This window comes from Streptomyces sp. BBFR25, assembly GCF_044590125.1.
GTDB lineage: Bacteria > Actinomycetota > Actinomycetes > Streptomycetales > Streptomycetaceae > Streptomyces > Streptomyces canus_D.
Map to the genome: position 1 here is coordinate 5266697 of NZ_CP172447.1, position 14814 is coordinate 5281510.

General features: G+C 71.6%; 12 protein-coding genes. 8 read left to right on the forward strand and 4 right to left on the reverse strand.

Annotation, left to right across the window (positions count from 1 at the left end; genetic code table 11):
- Positions 1–64: 64 nt before the first annotated feature.
- The gene (locus tag ACGH52_RS24215; RefSeq protein WP_171987398.1) at positions 65–571 is read right to left on the reverse strand and encodes a MarR family winged helix-turn-helix transcriptional regulator; all 507 of its coding nucleotides are present in this window, start codon (positions 569–571) and stop codon (positions 65–67) included.
- 163 nt (positions 572–734) lie between these two features.
- Between ACGH52_RS24215 and ilvA the strand changes: the two genes are divergently transcribed.
- The 4 genes from ilvA (at position 735) to ACGH52_RS24235 (ending at position 4453) form a co-directional block, all read left to right on the forward strand.
- Complete coding sequence (ilvA, locus tag ACGH52_RS24220; protein ID WP_076976281.1) at positions 735–1964, forward strand: threonine ammonia-lyase; 1230 nt, start codon at positions 735–737, stop codon at positions 1962–1964.
- Between the two features lie 171 nt (positions 1965–2135).
- A complete protein-coding gene (locus ACGH52_RS24225) occupies positions 2136–3143 on the forward strand; it encodes an ATP-binding cassette domain-containing protein (RefSeq protein ID WP_076976001.1) in 1008 nt (335 codons plus the stop codon).
- Positions 3140–3997 (forward strand): ABC transporter permease, encoded by an 858-nt coding sequence (locus ACGH52_RS24230; RefSeq protein WP_076976002.1) that lies wholly within the window; start codon positions 3140–3142, stop codon positions 3995–3997. The genes ACGH52_RS24225 and ACGH52_RS24230 overlap by 4 nt, the downstream gene beginning before the upstream one ends.
- Positions 3998–4288: 291 nt before the next feature.
- Positions 4289–4453: a hypothetical protein gene (locus ACGH52_RS24235; protein ID WP_160314860.1), complete on the forward strand. Its 165-nt coding sequence runs from the start codon at positions 4289–4291 to the stop codon at positions 4451–4453.
- A 227-nt stretch (positions 4454–4680) separates the two neighbouring features.
- On the opposite strand, the gene greA is transcribed toward ACGH52_RS24235, so the two are convergent.
- A complete protein-coding gene (gene greA / locus ACGH52_RS24240; RefSeq protein WP_059301015.1) occupies positions 4681–5178 on the reverse strand; it encodes a transcription elongation factor GreA in 498 nt (165 codons plus the stop codon).
- Positions 5179–5358: 180 nt separating this feature from the next.
- Positions 5359–5757, reverse strand: coding sequence for a DUF4307 domain-containing protein (locus ACGH52_RS24245; RefSeq protein WP_076976003.1), 399 nt, complete (start codon positions 5755–5757; stop codon positions 5359–5361).
- Positions 5758–5886: 129 nt separating this feature from the next.
- On the opposite strand from ACGH52_RS24245, the gene mca reads away from it, so the two are divergent.
- Both mca and ACGH52_RS24255 read left to right on the forward strand, forming a co-directional pair.
- Entirely contained in the window at positions 5887–6768 is an 882-nt protein-coding gene (gene mca, locus ACGH52_RS24250) for a mycothiol conjugate amidase Mca (RefSeq protein ID WP_076976004.1), read from the forward strand.
- Positions 6761–6997, forward strand: coding sequence for a hypothetical protein (locus ACGH52_RS24255; RefSeq protein WP_171987364.1), 237 nt, complete (start codon positions 6761–6763; stop codon positions 6995–6997). Before mca ends, ACGH52_RS24255 begins: the two co-directional genes overlap by 8 nt.
- Before the next feature lie 38 nt (positions 6998–7035).
- On the opposite strand, the gene ACGH52_RS24260 is transcribed toward ACGH52_RS24255, so the two are convergent.
- Positions 7036–10314 (reverse strand): tetratricopeptide repeat protein, encoded by a 3279-nt coding sequence (locus ACGH52_RS24260; RefSeq protein ID WP_399942267.1) that lies wholly within the window; start codon positions 10312–10314, stop codon positions 7036–7038.
- A gap of 567 nt (positions 10315–10881) precedes the next feature.
- On the opposite strand from ACGH52_RS24260, the gene ACGH52_RS24265 reads away from it, so the two are divergent.
- Positions 10882–12393, forward strand: a complete 1512-nt coding sequence (locus ACGH52_RS24265) for a xanthine dehydrogenase small subunit (RefSeq protein ID WP_399942270.1) — start codon at positions 10882–10884, stop codon at positions 12391–12393.
- Positions 12390–14813: a xanthine dehydrogenase molybdopterin binding subunit gene (gene xdhB / locus ACGH52_RS24270; protein ID WP_399942273.1), complete on the forward strand. Its 2424-nt coding sequence runs from the start codon at positions 12390–12392 to the stop codon at positions 14811–14813. Before ACGH52_RS24265 ends, xdhB begins: the two co-directional genes overlap by 4 nt.
- The last annotated feature ends 1 nt before the right edge of the window (position 14814 follow it).

Genomic DNA, 14814 nt, shown 5'->3' on the forward strand with positions numbered 1-14814 from the left:
GGGTTCGGTGCGAACCTCGCTCCGAAAGCTGTGGAAAGCCGTCGAACGGCGGGTGAGACCTAGCTCAGGAGCCCGACGGCGTGTCGGTGGACGCCACGCCGGACGGGGCCATACGGGCGGACAGGGCGCCGTTGAAGCGCGCGAGGAGCGCGCAGAACGTCTCACGCTCCTGCGGCGCCCAGTCGTGGGTCAGTTCGGCCATGAGCTGACGCCGGGAGGAGCGGACCTCCTCCAGCCGCGCCGCGCCGCGCGGCGACAGCTGCAGGACCACCGCGCGTCCGTCGTCGGGGTGCGAGGTCCGCTTGACGAGTCCGGTGTCGACGAGCGGGGCCACCTGCCGGGTGACCGTCGAGGAGTCGATCCCCATGCTCGCGGCGAGCGCCTTCACGCCCATCGGGCCCTCTTTGTCGAGGCGGTTGAGCAGCAGGTACGCGGCGCGGTCCATGGAGTTGCGCACCTGTCCGACCCCGCCGAGCCGGGTCTGTTCGGCGCGTCGGGCGAAGAGCGCGACCTCGTGCTGGAGCGTCTCGAGAAGACCGGTGTCACCGGCGGTCGTCATGTCCATCGACATTTCAGGTGTTGTGGGCATGGCCGGGGGCTCACTTCGTGGAGGGCTGCTAATTGGGGGACAGGGTACGCGGCCGGGCGCCAAGGCGTACCGGCGCTGGGCAAAGCGGGTCTCGGAGGTTGGTCACAACGGTGCGGGACGTCCGGGAACTGCGATGCTGGAGGGTATGAGCTACAGCACAACGCGCCTGGTCGCTCCCGTCACCCTCGACGACGTGCGCGGAGCCCAGAAGATGCTCTCGGGCGTGGCGCGGGTGACGGCGATGGAGGGCAGCAGGCACCTGTCCCAGCTGGTCGGCTCTCCGGTGCACTTCAAGTGCGAGAACCTCCAGCGGACGGGCTCGTTCAAGCTGCGCGGGGCCTACGTGCGGATCTCCGGGCTGCTGCCCGAGCAGCGGGCCGCGGGTGTGGTCGCGGCGAGCGCGGGCAACCACGCGCAGGGCGTCGCGCTGGCGTCGTCGCTGCTCGGTGTGCGCTCGACGGTGTTCATGCCGCAGGGCGCGCCGCTGCCGAAGATCAGCGCGACCCGGGACTACGGCGCCGAGGTGCGGCTGCACGGCCAGGTGGTGGACGAGACGCTGGCCGCCGCGCAGGAGTACGCGGAGCGGACCGGCGCGGTCTTCATCCACCCCTTCGACCATCCCGACGTCATCGCGGGCCAGGGCACGGTCGGGCTGGAGATCCTGGAGCAGTGCCCCGAGGTGCGCACCGTCGTCGTCGGTATCGGCGGGGGCGGGCTGGCGGCCGGGATCGCGGTGGCGGTGAAGGCGCTGCGGCCGGACGTGCGGATCGTCGGCGTGCAGGCGCAGGGCGCGGCCGCCTACCCGCCCTCGCTGGCCGCGGGGCGCCCGGTCGCCGTAGAGAACCCGACGACGATGGCCGACGGGATCAAGGTGGGGCGGCCCGGCGACGTGCCGTTCGGGATCGTCGGCGAGCTGGTGGACGAGGTCCGCACGGTCTCCGAGGACGAGCTGTCGACCGCGCTGCTGCTGTGTCTGGAGCGGGCCAAGCTGGTCGTGGAACCGGCCGGGGCGAGCCCGGTGGCGGCGCTGCTGAGCGCGCCGGACGCCTTCGAGGGGCCGGTCGTGGCGGTCCTGTCCGGCGGCAACGTGGACCCGGTGCTGATGCAGGGCGTGCTGCGGCACGGCATGGCCGCGCAGGGCCGCTACCTGGCGGTCCGGCTGCGGCTGACGGACCGGCCCGGGGCGCTGGCCACGCTTCTCGGGGTGTTGTCAGTGGTCGACGCTAACGTCCTCGATGTGAGCCACGTCCGAACCCATCCGCGGCTCGGGCTCACGGAGGCGGAGGTCGAACTGCACCTGGAGACGAAGGGCCCGGAGCACTGCACCGAGGTCGGCCGCGCGCTGCGGGAAGCGGGATACACCGTCATCGCCTGAGCCGCCGGGGGCCCCTGAGCAGGAGCGCGCAGCCACTTCGTCACTCGTTCGAGAAACTGCATTGTGAGACGCGATACATCGCGTTATGGTGTGTCGTAAATCGCTCGCTGAGCGCGGCGAAACGTACAAACCTAGGCTTCCCGAAGAATCCCCGACGACGTGGAGACTCATATGCCAGGCGCCATCTATGCCGAAGGTCTGGTGAAGACCTTCGGTGACGTAAGGGCTCTGGACGGCGTCGACCTCGACGTTCCCGAGGGCACGGTCCTGGGCCTGCTCGGGCCGAACGGCGCGGGCAAGACCACCGCCGTCCGCTGTCTCACGACCCTGCTCCGCCCCGACAGCGGCAAGGCGGTCGTCGCGGGCATCGACGTCCTCAGGCAGCCCAACGAGGTACGCCGTTCCATCGGCCTCTCCGGCCAGTTCGCCGCGGTCGACGAATACCTGACCGGCCGGGAGAACCTGCAGATGGTCGGGCAGCTCTACCAGATGCGGGGCAAGGCCGCGAAGGCCCGCGCCACCGAGCTGCTCGAGCAGTTCCACCTCTCGGACGCCGCCGACCGCCCCACCAAGACCTACTCCGGAGGCATGCGCCGACGGCTCGACCTGGCGGCGGCCCTGGTGGTCTCCCCGCCCGTCATGTTCATGGACGAACCCACGACCGGCCTCGACCCCCGCAACCGCCAGGAGCTGTGGGAGGTCATCAAACAGCTGGTCGCCGGTGGTACGACCCTGCTGCTGACCACGCAGTACCTGGAGGAGGCCGACCACCTCGCGCACGACATCGCGGTCGTCGACCACGGCCGCGTCATCGCCCGCGGCACCTCCGACCAGCTCAAGGCCCGCACCGGGGGAGAGCGCGTCGAGGTCGTCGTCCACGAGCGCGACCGCATAGGGGAAGCCTCCGAGGTGCTCGCCGGATTCGGCAAGGGATCGACCACCGTCGAGGAGCACACCCGCAAGCTGACCGTCCCCGTCACCGGCGGCGCGAAGCTGCTCGCCGAGGTCATCCGCGAGCTCGACGTGCGCGGCATCGAGATCGACGACATCGGCCTGCGCCGCCCGACCCTCGACGACGTCTTCCTCTCCCTCACCGGCCATGTGGCCGAGGCGAAGGACGAGGCGAACGGCCCGGCGGACGACGCCGGCCACGAGCAGGAGAAGGAGGCCGCCAAGTGAGCGCCGCCACCGATGCCGCGCCGGTCACGGCGCCCGGCAACCCCGTCGGCCAGTCCATCCGCGACTCGCTGGTCATCGCCCGCAGAAACCTCATCCGGATGACCCGGATTCCGGAGATGGTCCTGTTCGGGATCATCCAGCCGGTGATGTTCGTGGTCCTCTTCACGTACGTCTTCGGTGGCTCGATGAAGATCGGCAACACCACCGACGCGGGCGTCTACAAGGACTTCCTGATGGCGGGCATCTTCGCCCAGACCGTCACCTTCGCCACCGCGGGATCGGCGGCCGGCATCGCCGACGACATGCAGAAGGGGCTCGTCGACCGCTTCCGCTCACTGCCGATGGCCCGGGGCGCGGTCCTCACCGGCCGCACCGTCGCCGACCTCGTGCAGACGGCCATCACCCTGCTCGTCCTCGCGATCGTCGCGCTGATCGTGGGCTGGCGCACCGGGTCCGCCGACCCCACCAGCGCCGGCGAGGTCCTGGCCGGATTCGCGCTGCTGCTGCTCCTGGGATACGCCTTCACCTGGATCGGGGCACTGATCGGTCTGTCCGTGCGCACCCCGGAGGCGGCGACCTCGGGAGGGATCATCTGGCTCTTCCCGGTGACCTTCGTCTCCAACGCCTTCGTGGACTCCAGCCAGATGACGCCCTGGCTCCGGCACATCGCCGAGTGGAACCCGTTCAGCGCCACGGTGCAGGCCTGCCGCGAGCTGTTCGGCAACCCCGGCGTGGTGCAGTCGGACGCCTGGCCCATGCAGCATCCGGTCTGGGCCTCGGTGATCTGGTCCGTCCTGATCATCGCGGTCTTCCGGACGCTGGCGGTGCGCAAGTACCGCTCGGCGTCCATCTGACGACGAGACGGCAGGAGCCGACGGCGACGACCAAGGTCGTCACCACCCCGGACGTCTGGTCCGTCCTGATCATCGCGGTCTTCCGGACGCCGGCGGTGCGCGAGGAGAGCGGGGCGGTCGGCCGAGGCGATGCGGGGACACGGCACGGGCGCGGCGGTAGACTCCAACCCGCCTGAAACGACACGTAGTTCCAAAGAGAGACCCGGCCTGAGAAGGCGACGCCCGGCAGATCCGTGAAAGGGGAGCGGACCCGCCGGGGGCCTTCTCCGGGACTCGATCGGAAGGAGCTACATGGAGCTGTCGGGCTGGGTGGCGGCCGGGGTGATGGGTGTTGTGGTGGGTTCCACCTTGGTGGGGCGCATCTTCGACCAGATCCCGACTCTTACCCAAAAGATGATCACTGCGATCCGGGCCGTTCGCGCCGTGCGCGAAGAACTGAGGTCCGGGCGCGACTGATCACCGGCCCCATCGCGGATTCCCCTTCCCGGGGTGGGGCCGGATTTACAGCCCAGCCCTCACTTGTCTTCCGGACGCCGACGCTGCCCAAGGGTCCCCGGTGGCCGACCGACGACGAGGACGACCAGTCGGCAAGGTGGCAGGACGACGACGAGCCCCCGGCGTCACGGGGACACCGGGGGCTCGGCTGCGTCGGACGGCCGGCTGCGGCCGGTCGGCGGAGCGGGTCAGCCGTTGTACGGCTCGGCCTTGAGGATCTTCACCGAGGCCGGCTTGCCGTTGGGCAGCTCGTACTGCGCGTCCTCGCCGACCTTGTGGCCGGTGACGCCCGATCCCAGCGGGGACTGCGGAGAGTACGTCTCGATGTCCGAGCTGGCGTACTCGCGCGAGGCGAGCAGGAAGGTCAGCGTGTCGTCCTCGTCACCGTCGAAGGCGATCGTGACGACCATGCCGGGCGCCACCACGCCGTCGGCGGCCGGGGCCTCACCCACCTTGGCGCTCTCGAGCAGCTGGGTCAGCTGGCGCACGCGGAGCTCCTGCTTGCCCTGCTCCTCCTTCGCCGCGTGGTACCCGCCGTTCTCACGCAGGTCCCCCTCCTCGCGAGCCGCGGCGATCTTGGCAGAGATCTCGGTGCGCGCAGGACCAGTAAGGTATTCAAGCTCCTCCTTGAGCTTGTTGTACGCCTCCTGGGTCAGCCAGGTGACGTTCTCGCTGGTCTGGGTCACGGGTGCTCCTCGTTGGTACTGGGAATACAAATCAACGCCCTACCCAGAAGGATGTTCCTTCACGGAAGGGCGAAACCACGAGCCTAACAATTCAGTGGCCAAAGGGGGAGGACATAAGCCGCCAGATCCATGTCACCGCAGGTCAGACGGCAGGTATTGGGGCCATTGGGCCCCGCCGGATCACTCCGGATGACAGCCGAGCAGCTCCGCCGTCGTCCCCGCGGCCTTGGTGCGCAGGGTGACGACCTTGTCGATGCGGGTGTCGTCCCCGTCGAAGCGGAAGTCGGCCCGGCCCACCTCGTCGCCGTCCTCGGCCTGGGAGCGCACCGTGCAGTAGCCGGTGACGCCGGCGTCCTTGCGGACCTCCAGGTGCACCTGCACCGAGTCCTCGGCCAGCTCGAAGCCGATCAGCTCCCCGCTGATCTTGTTCTGGCCGACGTAGTGGTAGCCGAACCAGCCGATCAGGGCGAGCAGGAGGGCGCCGAGCACGGCGCCGACGACCTTGAGCGTGCGGTCGGCCTGCTCGTCCGAGGAGCGGCCGTAGCGCCCCTGGGGCGTACGCGTGCTCGCCGTACTCATGATCGTCCTCTCCGCGGGAGCTGGGTCCGGGTTCCGGGCCCCGGAATTATTCCGCCCCCGATTCGGTCACTATAGAAGCCGCCGATTGCGCCGACGCACACGGGCGCCGACTGACCCAAGGATTGAGTCTTGACTGACCAGCTGCGACTGATGGCCGTTCACGCCCACCCCGACGACGAGTCGAGCAAGGGCGCGGCCACCATGGCGAAGTACGTGTCCGAGGGGGTGGACGTGCTGGTGGTGACCTGCACGGGCGGGGAACGCGGCTCCATCCTCAACCCGAAGCTCCAGGGTGACGCGTACATCGAGGAGAACATCCACGAGGTGCGCAAGAAGGAGATGGACGAGGCCCGGGAGATCCTGGGCGTCGGGCAGGAGTGGCTCGGCTTCGTCGACTCCGGCCTGCCCGAGGGCGACCCGCTGCCGCCGCTGCCGGAGGGCTGCTTCGCCCTGGAGGACGTCGACAAGGCGGCCGGTGAGCTGGTGCGGAAGATCCGTTCCTTCCGCCCCCAGGTGATCACCACCTACGACGAGAACGGCGGCTACCCGCACCCCGACCACATCATGACCCACAAGATCACGATGGTGGCCTTCGAGGGCGCGGCCGACACCGAGAAGTACCCGGAGGGCGAGTACGGACCGGCGTACCAGCCGCTGAAGGTCTACTACAACCAGGGCTTCAACCGGCCCCGCACCGAGGCGCTGCACAACGCGCTGCTGGAGCGCGGCCTGGAGTCGCCCTACGAGGACTGGCTCAAGCGCTGGTCGGAGTTCGAGCGCAAGGAGCGCACCCTCACCACCCACGTGCCCTGCGCGGACTTCTTCGAGACCCGGGACAAGGCGCTGATCGCGCACGCCACGCAGATCGACCCCGACGGGGGCTGGTTCCGGGTGCCGATGGAGATCCAGAAGGAGGTCTGGCCCACCGAGGAGTACGAGCTGGCGAAGTCCCTCGTGGAAACCTCCCTCCCCGAGGACGACCTCTTCGCGGGCATCCGGGACAATGCCTGACATGAGTGCAAGCGCAAGCCTGGCAATGACGCACCTCGTCACTCTCGCCGAGCTGGACGAGGACAAGGTCACCCCCGGTGTCCTCGGCTTCGTCGTGTTCGCGGTGATGGCTCTGGCGGTGTGGGGACTGATGAAGTCCATGAACCGGCACATGGGCAAGGTGGACTTCAAGGAGACGGCCGAGCAGGACGCCTCTGGCGGCCCTGAGGCGAAGCCACAGCAGGGCTGACCCCGGGCAGCCGCATCGAGGGCGGGGTGGCCGTGGCCTCAGGCCGTGACCGCCACGCCCATCACCTCCCTCGCCTGGCGGCCCGGGACCATGCCCAGGCGCCAGGCCTGCCAGCCCGCCTCCAGCTGGACGCCGCGCTCCAGCAGGAGCTGGTAGGCGTCCACGTAGTCGTCCAGTTTGGTGTCGCGGGCGGGATGGCGGGCGCGGGACAGCTGGGCCAGCTCCTCCTGCGCCACCGCCGTACCGATCTCCACACCGCCGGGCGCGGCGTACGGCAGCAGCGTGCAGCGCAGGAAGCGGGCCCAGTCCTCGCCCCGCCGGTCGCCGTACCCGGCGAACAGGGCGGCCGCCTCGTCGCACAGGGCCAGTGCCTGCGGCGTGCGCGCGTTGCCCGCGTCCACGACCGCCAGCTCCAGGCACGTCCACGCCTCCCCGTGCCCGACGCCGATGCGCTGGAAGTCGGCGCGCGCGTCGACCAGGAGCTGCCGGGCGAAGCCCGAGTTGCGCAGGGAACCGGTCTGGGCGGCCCGCTGGTCCCGGGTGACCCGCGCCGAGTGGTGCCGGGCGCAGGCCAGGCCGTACACGTCCCGCATCCGGGAGAACATCGTGCGGGAGCGTTCCAGCTCGCGCACGGACTGGTCCAGGTCGCCGGTCTCCTCCAGCGCCTGGCCCAGGTAGTACACCGTCCAGGCCTCGCCGCGGGCGTCCTCGTTGTCGCGGTGCCGGGCCGCCGCCCGCCGCAGTTCCTCCACCGCCGGTGAGGCGTCGCCGTCCACCAGGCGGGCCCGCGCCAGCTGGGTCAGCGCCCAGGCCTCGCCGCGGGCGTCCTGGGTGCGGCCGTACAGCTCCAGGGCCGCGCGCAGGTCCGACTCCGCCCCCGGCACGTCACCCATGCGCAGGTGCAGCTGGCCGAGCTGGAAGTGGGCCCACGCCTGGCCGTGCACCGACTCGCCCGCCCGGTGCAGCACCAGCGACTCGGTGAGCAGCTCCAGGGCCTCGGCCAGCCGGGCCCGGTCGCGCTGCACCGCCGCCAGCGCGTGCAGCGTCCACGCCCGGTCCGTGGCCAGCTCCGGCGCGGCCTGCAGGTCCAGGGCCTCCCGGAGCTTGGCCGCCGCTTCGGTCAGGTTGCCCTGGTGGTGCAGCGTGATCCCCAGCGAGCACAGGGCCCGCGCCGCACCGGCGTCGTGGTGGGCGTCCCGGTACAGGTCGACCACCGAGGCCAGCGTCGTGCGCGCCTTGTCCAGCTCGCCCAGCTGCCGGGCCGCGATACCGGTGCGCCACTGCACCGAGCGCACCAGCAGCCCCTGGTCCACGGACTGCGCCAGCTCGCTGATCTCACCCAGCCGGTACAGGTCGCCCCGCAGCAGGCAGTAGTCGCACAGCGCGCCCAGCAGGTTCAGTACCGCGCCCTGGTCGACGCCCTCCGCGTGCCGGAGCGTCGCCGTGATGAAGCTCGACTCGTCGTCCAGCCAGCGCAGCGCCTCGTCCAGGGACGTGAAGCCGTACTGCCCGAACTGGTTGGAGCGGGTCGACATGTTGCCGTCGACCAGGCGCAGTACGGAGTCGGCCAGCTCGGCGTAGTTGGCGATGAGCCGTTCCTGCGCGGCCGTCCGCTCGCCGGGCTCCTCCTCGTCGGCGAGCCGGGCGCGGGCGAAGGCGCGCACCACGTCGTGCAGGCGGTAGCGGCTGCCCCGGACGTGGTCGATCAGGCCCGCCCGTGAGAGCGCCGTCAGCTGCCGGGTCGCCTCCGCGTCGTCCGTGGCCAGCAGCGCGGCGGCGGCCGCGGCGCCCAGCGAGGTGCGCCCCGCGAGCGCCAGCCTGCGCAGCAGCCGCCGGGCGGGCTCCGGCTGGTCGGTGTAGCGCAGCCACAGCGCCCGCTCGACCGGCTCCACCGGCCCGTAGGCGCCCAGGTCGGTCGCCAGCGCGCGCGGCGAGCGCGGGCCCAGCGACGACCCGGCGACCCGCAGCGCCAGCGGCAGCCCGCCGCACAGCTGCCGGATCAGCTCGCTCGACTCGGCGTCGTAGGGTCCCGAGGCGTCCTCGGCCGTGGCGCCCAGCAGCTCCTCCGCGCCCGCCGCGTCCAGCTCCTCGACGGGCAGGTCGTACACCCGCGCGGGCAGGTCGGGCGGGAGCCGCAGCGGTCGGCGCGCGGTGACCAGCACCAGGCTGTCCGAGCGCTCCGGCACCAGCGTGCGCACCTGCTCCGGGTCCGAGGCGTCGTCGAGGACGACGGTGACCGGGACGCCCGTCAGATGCTGGTGGTACAGCTCGCTGAGCCGCTTGACCTGCTGGTCCGCGGAGGAGCGCTCCCGGAACAGCAGCTGCTCGCGCGGCGCCCCGAGCCGGTTCAGCAGGTGCAGCAGGGCGTCCCGGGTGCTCAGCGGCGACTCACCGCCCTCCACGGAACCGCCCGATCCGGCACCGCCCGATCCGGAGCCGCCCGACCCGGCACCGCCCGACCCCGAGCCGCCCGTCGCGGACCCGTCCCCGCGCAGGTCGACCAGGCAGGCCCCGCGGAAGTAGTCCCGCAGCTCGTGGACGGCCCGGACCGCCAGTGTCGTACGGCCGCTGCCGGGCGCCCCGTGCAGCACCACCACCGTCGGCTTGGTCTCCGTGCTCGCGCGGGCCGCCTGGACCCACTGCCGCAGCCGCGCCATCTCCTGCCGTCTGCCCGCGAACACGCCCCCCGGTTCGGGCAGTTGGCCGAACGACTGCTCCAGGGCGCTGCGGCCCCGGGCGGCCGCGCTCTTGTCCGCGCCCCGCAGCTTCGGCCCGGTCTTGGCCGGTCCGGTGGACGCGGCGAGCATCCGCTGCTGGTCGAGGAAGGGCCGGATGCCGCGCACCTCCAGCGTGGTGAGCCACTGCAGCCGCAGCTGCTCGGGCCCGCCGGGCTGGCTGACCGCCCCGGCGCGGTGGTGGGCGGCCGGCACATGGACCCCGACCACCTTGACCACGGTCGCCGCCGCGCCGACGACCCCGACCGTCACCCCCGCGCCCACCGCGGTGCCGGTGCCGGTGCCGAGCGCCACGTCGGCCACCACCGCGGCGACCGCCGCCACGGCGGCCACCAGCAGGGGAGTGCCGGCGCCCTCACGGGCGTAGCGCTGGCGGAAGGTGAGCTGTCCGGCCGCGGCCTCGTCGAGGGCGTGGGTGTAGGCCGCGTACTCCTCGCCCGCCGTCCCCGCCATCGCGTCGAGCGCCGCGCGGGCCCGGGAGAGCAGTACGTTCCCGTCCGTGCGTCCGCCCGAGCGCCGTACCTCCTCCTCCACGGCCCGCCTGAGCAGCCCTTCGGCCTCCGCCCGATGACTGTCCCGCATGTCGCGCCCCCTCCGGCGGCATCGGTGTCCTGCCGGGTCGCCCCAGGCGTCCCGGTGGCCCCAGGCGTCCCAGGGGCCCTCCCGGCCCATCCCCGGGTCCTTCCCCGGTTATGCGTGAGTCAAGTGTCCTGCTGCGAGGAGACCCTGGGGAGAGGTGGTACGCACCGGCCGGGGATTTCGACCCGGCGGGGAAAGTCGACGCATTCCCCTCTTGACCCCTGTGACCGCAGCCACTAATTTTCGAAGGAAGCAGACCCATGACTACCGACAGGAGGCGACCGGCAGATGTACACCAACTCTGACCTGAGCCGCCTCGCCCGCCGCACGGTGTGGGTTTCGGGTCGGGTCGCGCACGGCTGCTGACGCGCCGTTCCCCTGTGCCCCCGCGCGGCACTTTTCGGGTTTTCCCTCATTTTCCCCCCTTCACGGCATGCCGTTGTCGCGTGCCGATGTGCGCCGCTCATCTCCCGCGGCGCGTCCGGAATCAGAAAGCTGCCTGGAATTGGCGAACATGATGAATCGACCTGCCCCGAATCGACCTGTCCCGAGTCGAAATGAAGGTCTGTCATGGTGACGGCACGGATCACGGTCAACGGAAAAGAAGCACCGATCGCACCGGCCGCTCCGCACACCACGGTGCTCGACTTCCTGCGCGAGCGCGGCCTCACCGGCACCAAGGAGGGCTGCGCGGAGGGTGAGTGCGGCGCCTGCTCGGTCCTGGTGGCCCGCCCCGGCGTGCACAAGCCCACCGACTGGGTGCCGGTCAACGCCTGCCTGGTCCCGGTCGCGGCGCTCGACGGACAGGAGGTCGTCACCTCCGAGGGCCTCGCCACCGTCGAGGCACCCGGCACGCCGCCCGTGCTGCACCCGGTGCAGGAGGAGATGGCGGTCCGCGGCGGTTCCCAGTGCGGGTACTGCACGCCGGGATTCGTGTGCAGCATGGCGGCCGAGTACTACCGGCCCGACCGCTGCGCGCACCCGGGCCGGGGCGATGACGCGGCCGAGGGCTCCGGCCCGGCCGAGGGCGTCGACGGCGCCGCCGGTACCGACGCCGAGCACGGTCCGAACGGCTTCGACCTGCACGCGCTCAGCGGCAACCTGTGCCGCTGCACCGGCTACCGGCCCATCCGCGACGCCGCGTTCGCCGTCGGCGCGCCCACCGACGAGGACCCGCTGGCCCGGCGCCGCGAGCAGGACCCGCCCGCGCCGGTCGCCACCGAGTACCGCCAGGACGACAGCGCCTTCCTGCGCAGGAGCACCCTGGCCGAGACCCTGCGGCTGCTGCGCGAGCGCCCCGACGCGGTGGTGGTCGCCGGAAGCACCGACTGGGGCGTCGAGGTCAACATCCGCTCCCGCCGGGCCGACTGCGTGGTCGCCGTCGACCGGCTGCCCGAACTGCGGGAAATGCGGGTCGAGTCCGACCACGTCGAGATCGGGGCAGCGCTGACGCTCACCGAGATCGAACGCCGCCTGGACGGCACCGTTCCGCTGCTGGCGCAGCTGTTCCCGCAGTTCGCCTCCCGGCTGATCCGCAACGGCGCCACCCTCGGCGGCAACCTGGGCACCGGCTCGCCCATCGGCGACAGTCCGCCGGTGCTGCTCGCGCTGGAGGCGTCGCTGGTGCTCGCCGACGCCGACGGGGAGCGCGAGGTTCCGCTGGCCGACTACTTCACCGGGTACCGGCAGAGCGTGCGCCGCCCCGGCGAGCTGATCCGCGCGGTGCGCCTCCCGCTGCCGCTGTCTCCGGTCACGGCCTTCCACAAGATCGCCAAGCGCCGCTTCGACGACATCTCCAGCGTGGCGGTCGCCTTCGCCCTCGACGTCGAGGGCGGCACCGTCCGCAAGGCGCGCATCGGACTCGGCGGCGTGGCCGCCACCCCGGTCCGCGCGCTCGCCACCGAGGCCGCCCTGGAGGGCAGGCCGTGGACCAGCGAGACCGCCGAGGCCGCGGCCGAGGTGCTGCGGGGCGAGGGCACGCCGATGAGCGACCACCGCGCCAGCGCCGACTACCGCTCCGCGATGCTCGGCCAGAGCCTGCTGAAGCTGTACGCACAGACCACCGAGGCGGTGCCGTCATGAGCCATCTGTCCGAGCGTCCCGAGAAGTCCGTCGTCGGCGTCTCGATGCCGCACGAGAGTGCCGTCCAGCACGTCACCGGCACCGCGCTGTACACCGACGACCTGGTCCAGCGCACCAAGGACGTGCTGCACGCCTACCCCGTCCAGGTCATGAAGGCCCGCGGGAAGGTCACCGCCCTGCGCACCGACCCCGCCCTCGCGGTGCCCGGCGTGGTGCGGGTGCTCACCGGTGCCGACGTGCCCGGCGTCAACGACGCCGGCATGAAGCACGACGAACCGCTCTTCCCCGACGAGGTCATGTTCCACGGCCACGCGGTCGCCTGGGTGCTCGGCGAGACGCTGGAGGCGGCCAGGATCGGCGCGGCGGCCGTGGAGGTGGAGCTGGACGAACTGCCCTCGGTCATCACGCTCCAGGACGCCATCGCGGCGGACAGCTACCACGGCGCCCGGCCCGTCATGACGCACGGCGACGTCGACGCGGGCTTCGCCGACTCCGCGCACGTGTTCACCGGCGAGTTCCAGTTCTCCGGCCAGGAGCACTTCTACCTGGAGACGCACGCGGCGCTGGCCCAGGTCGACGAGAACGGGCAGGTGTTCATCCAGAGCAGTACCCAGCACCCGTCCGAGACCCAGGAGATCGTCTCCCACGTGCTCGGTGTGCCTTCCCACGAGGTCACCGTGCAGTGCCTGCGGATGGGCGGCGGCTTCGGCGGCAAGGAGATGCAGCCGCACGGGTTCGCGGCCGTCGCCGCGCTCGGTGCCAAGCTGACCGGCCGCCCGGTGCGGTTCCGGCTCAACCGGACCCAGGACCTGACCATGTCCGGCAAGCGGCACGGGTTCCACGCCACCTGGAAGATCGGCTTCGACGCCGAGGGCCGCATCCAGGCCCTCGACGCCACGCTGACCGCGGACGGCGGCTGGAGTCTGGACCTGTCCGAGCCGGTGCTCGCCCGGGCGCTCTGCCACATCGACAACACCTACTGGATCCCCAACGCCCGTGTCGCCGGGCGCATCGCCAAGACCAACACGGTCTCCAACACCGCCTTCCGGGGCTTCGGCGGACCGCAGGGCATGCTGGTCATCGAGGACATCCTGGGCCGCTGCGCGCCGCGGCTCGGCCTGGACCCCAGGGAGCTGCGGGAACGCAACTTCTACACCCCGGGCCAGGGCCAGACGACACCGTACGGGCAGCCGGTCACGCAGCCCGAGCGGATCGTCGCCGTCTGGCGGCAGGTACTGGACAACGGCCACATCGCCGACCGCGAGCGCGAGATCGCCGCCTTCAACGCCGCGCACCCGCACACCAAGCGGGCCATCGCGATCACCGGCGTCAAGTTCGGCATCTCGTTCAACCTCACCGCCTTCAACCAGGGCGGCGCGCTGGTGCTGATCTACAAGGACGGCTCCGTCCTGATCAACCACGGCGGCACCGAGATGGGCCAGGGCCTGCACACCAAGATGCTCCAGGTGGCCGCGACCACGCTGGGCATCCCCCTGCACAAGGTGCGCCTCGCTCCGACCCGGACCGACAAGGTGCCCAACACCTCTGCCACCGCGGCCAGTTCCGGCGCGGACCTCAACGGCGGGGCCGTCAAGAACGCCTGTGAGCAGCTGCGCGAGCGGCTGCTCCAGGTGGCGGCGAGTCGGCTGGGGTCGAACGCCTCGGACGTGCGCATCGTGGAGGGCGTCGCGCGTTCCCTGGGCAGCGACCAGGAGCTGGCCTGGGACGACCTGGTGCGCACCGCGTACTTCCAGCGGGTCCAGCTCTCGGCGGCCGGTTACTACCGGACCGAGGGGCTGCACTGGGACGCCAAGAGTTTCCGAGGCTCCCCGTTCAAGTACTTCGCGATCGGCGCCGCGGCGACCGAGGTGGAGGTGGACGGCTTCACCGGCGCCTACCGCATCCGGCGGGTGGACATCGTGCACGACGTCGGCGACAGCCTGTCCCCGATGATCGACATCGGCCAGGTCGAGGGCGGGTTCGTGCAGGGCGCGGGCTGGCTGACGCTGGAGGACCTGCGCTGGGACACCGGTGACGGCCCCAACCGCGGCCGACTGCTGACCCAGGCGGCGAGCACGTACAAGCTGCCGAGCTTCTCGGAGATGCCCGAGGAGTTCAACGTCACCCTGCTGGAGAACGCCACCGAGGAGGGCGCGGTCTTCGGGTCCAAGGCGGTGGGCGAGCCCCCGCTGATGCTGGCGTTCTCGGTGCGCGAGGCGCTGCGGCAGGCGGCCGCCGCGTTCGGGCCGCGGGGGACCGCCGTAGAACTGGCCTCGCCCGCCACGCCGGAGGCGGTGTACTGGGCGGTCGAGTCGGCGCGGCGGAGCGGCCTCGCCGGGGACGACCGCGTCCGCGACGCGGCGGCGGTCGTCGACGGCGGCGCGGTCCGCACCGGCGTGGAAGCGCTGAGCGGTGCCTGAC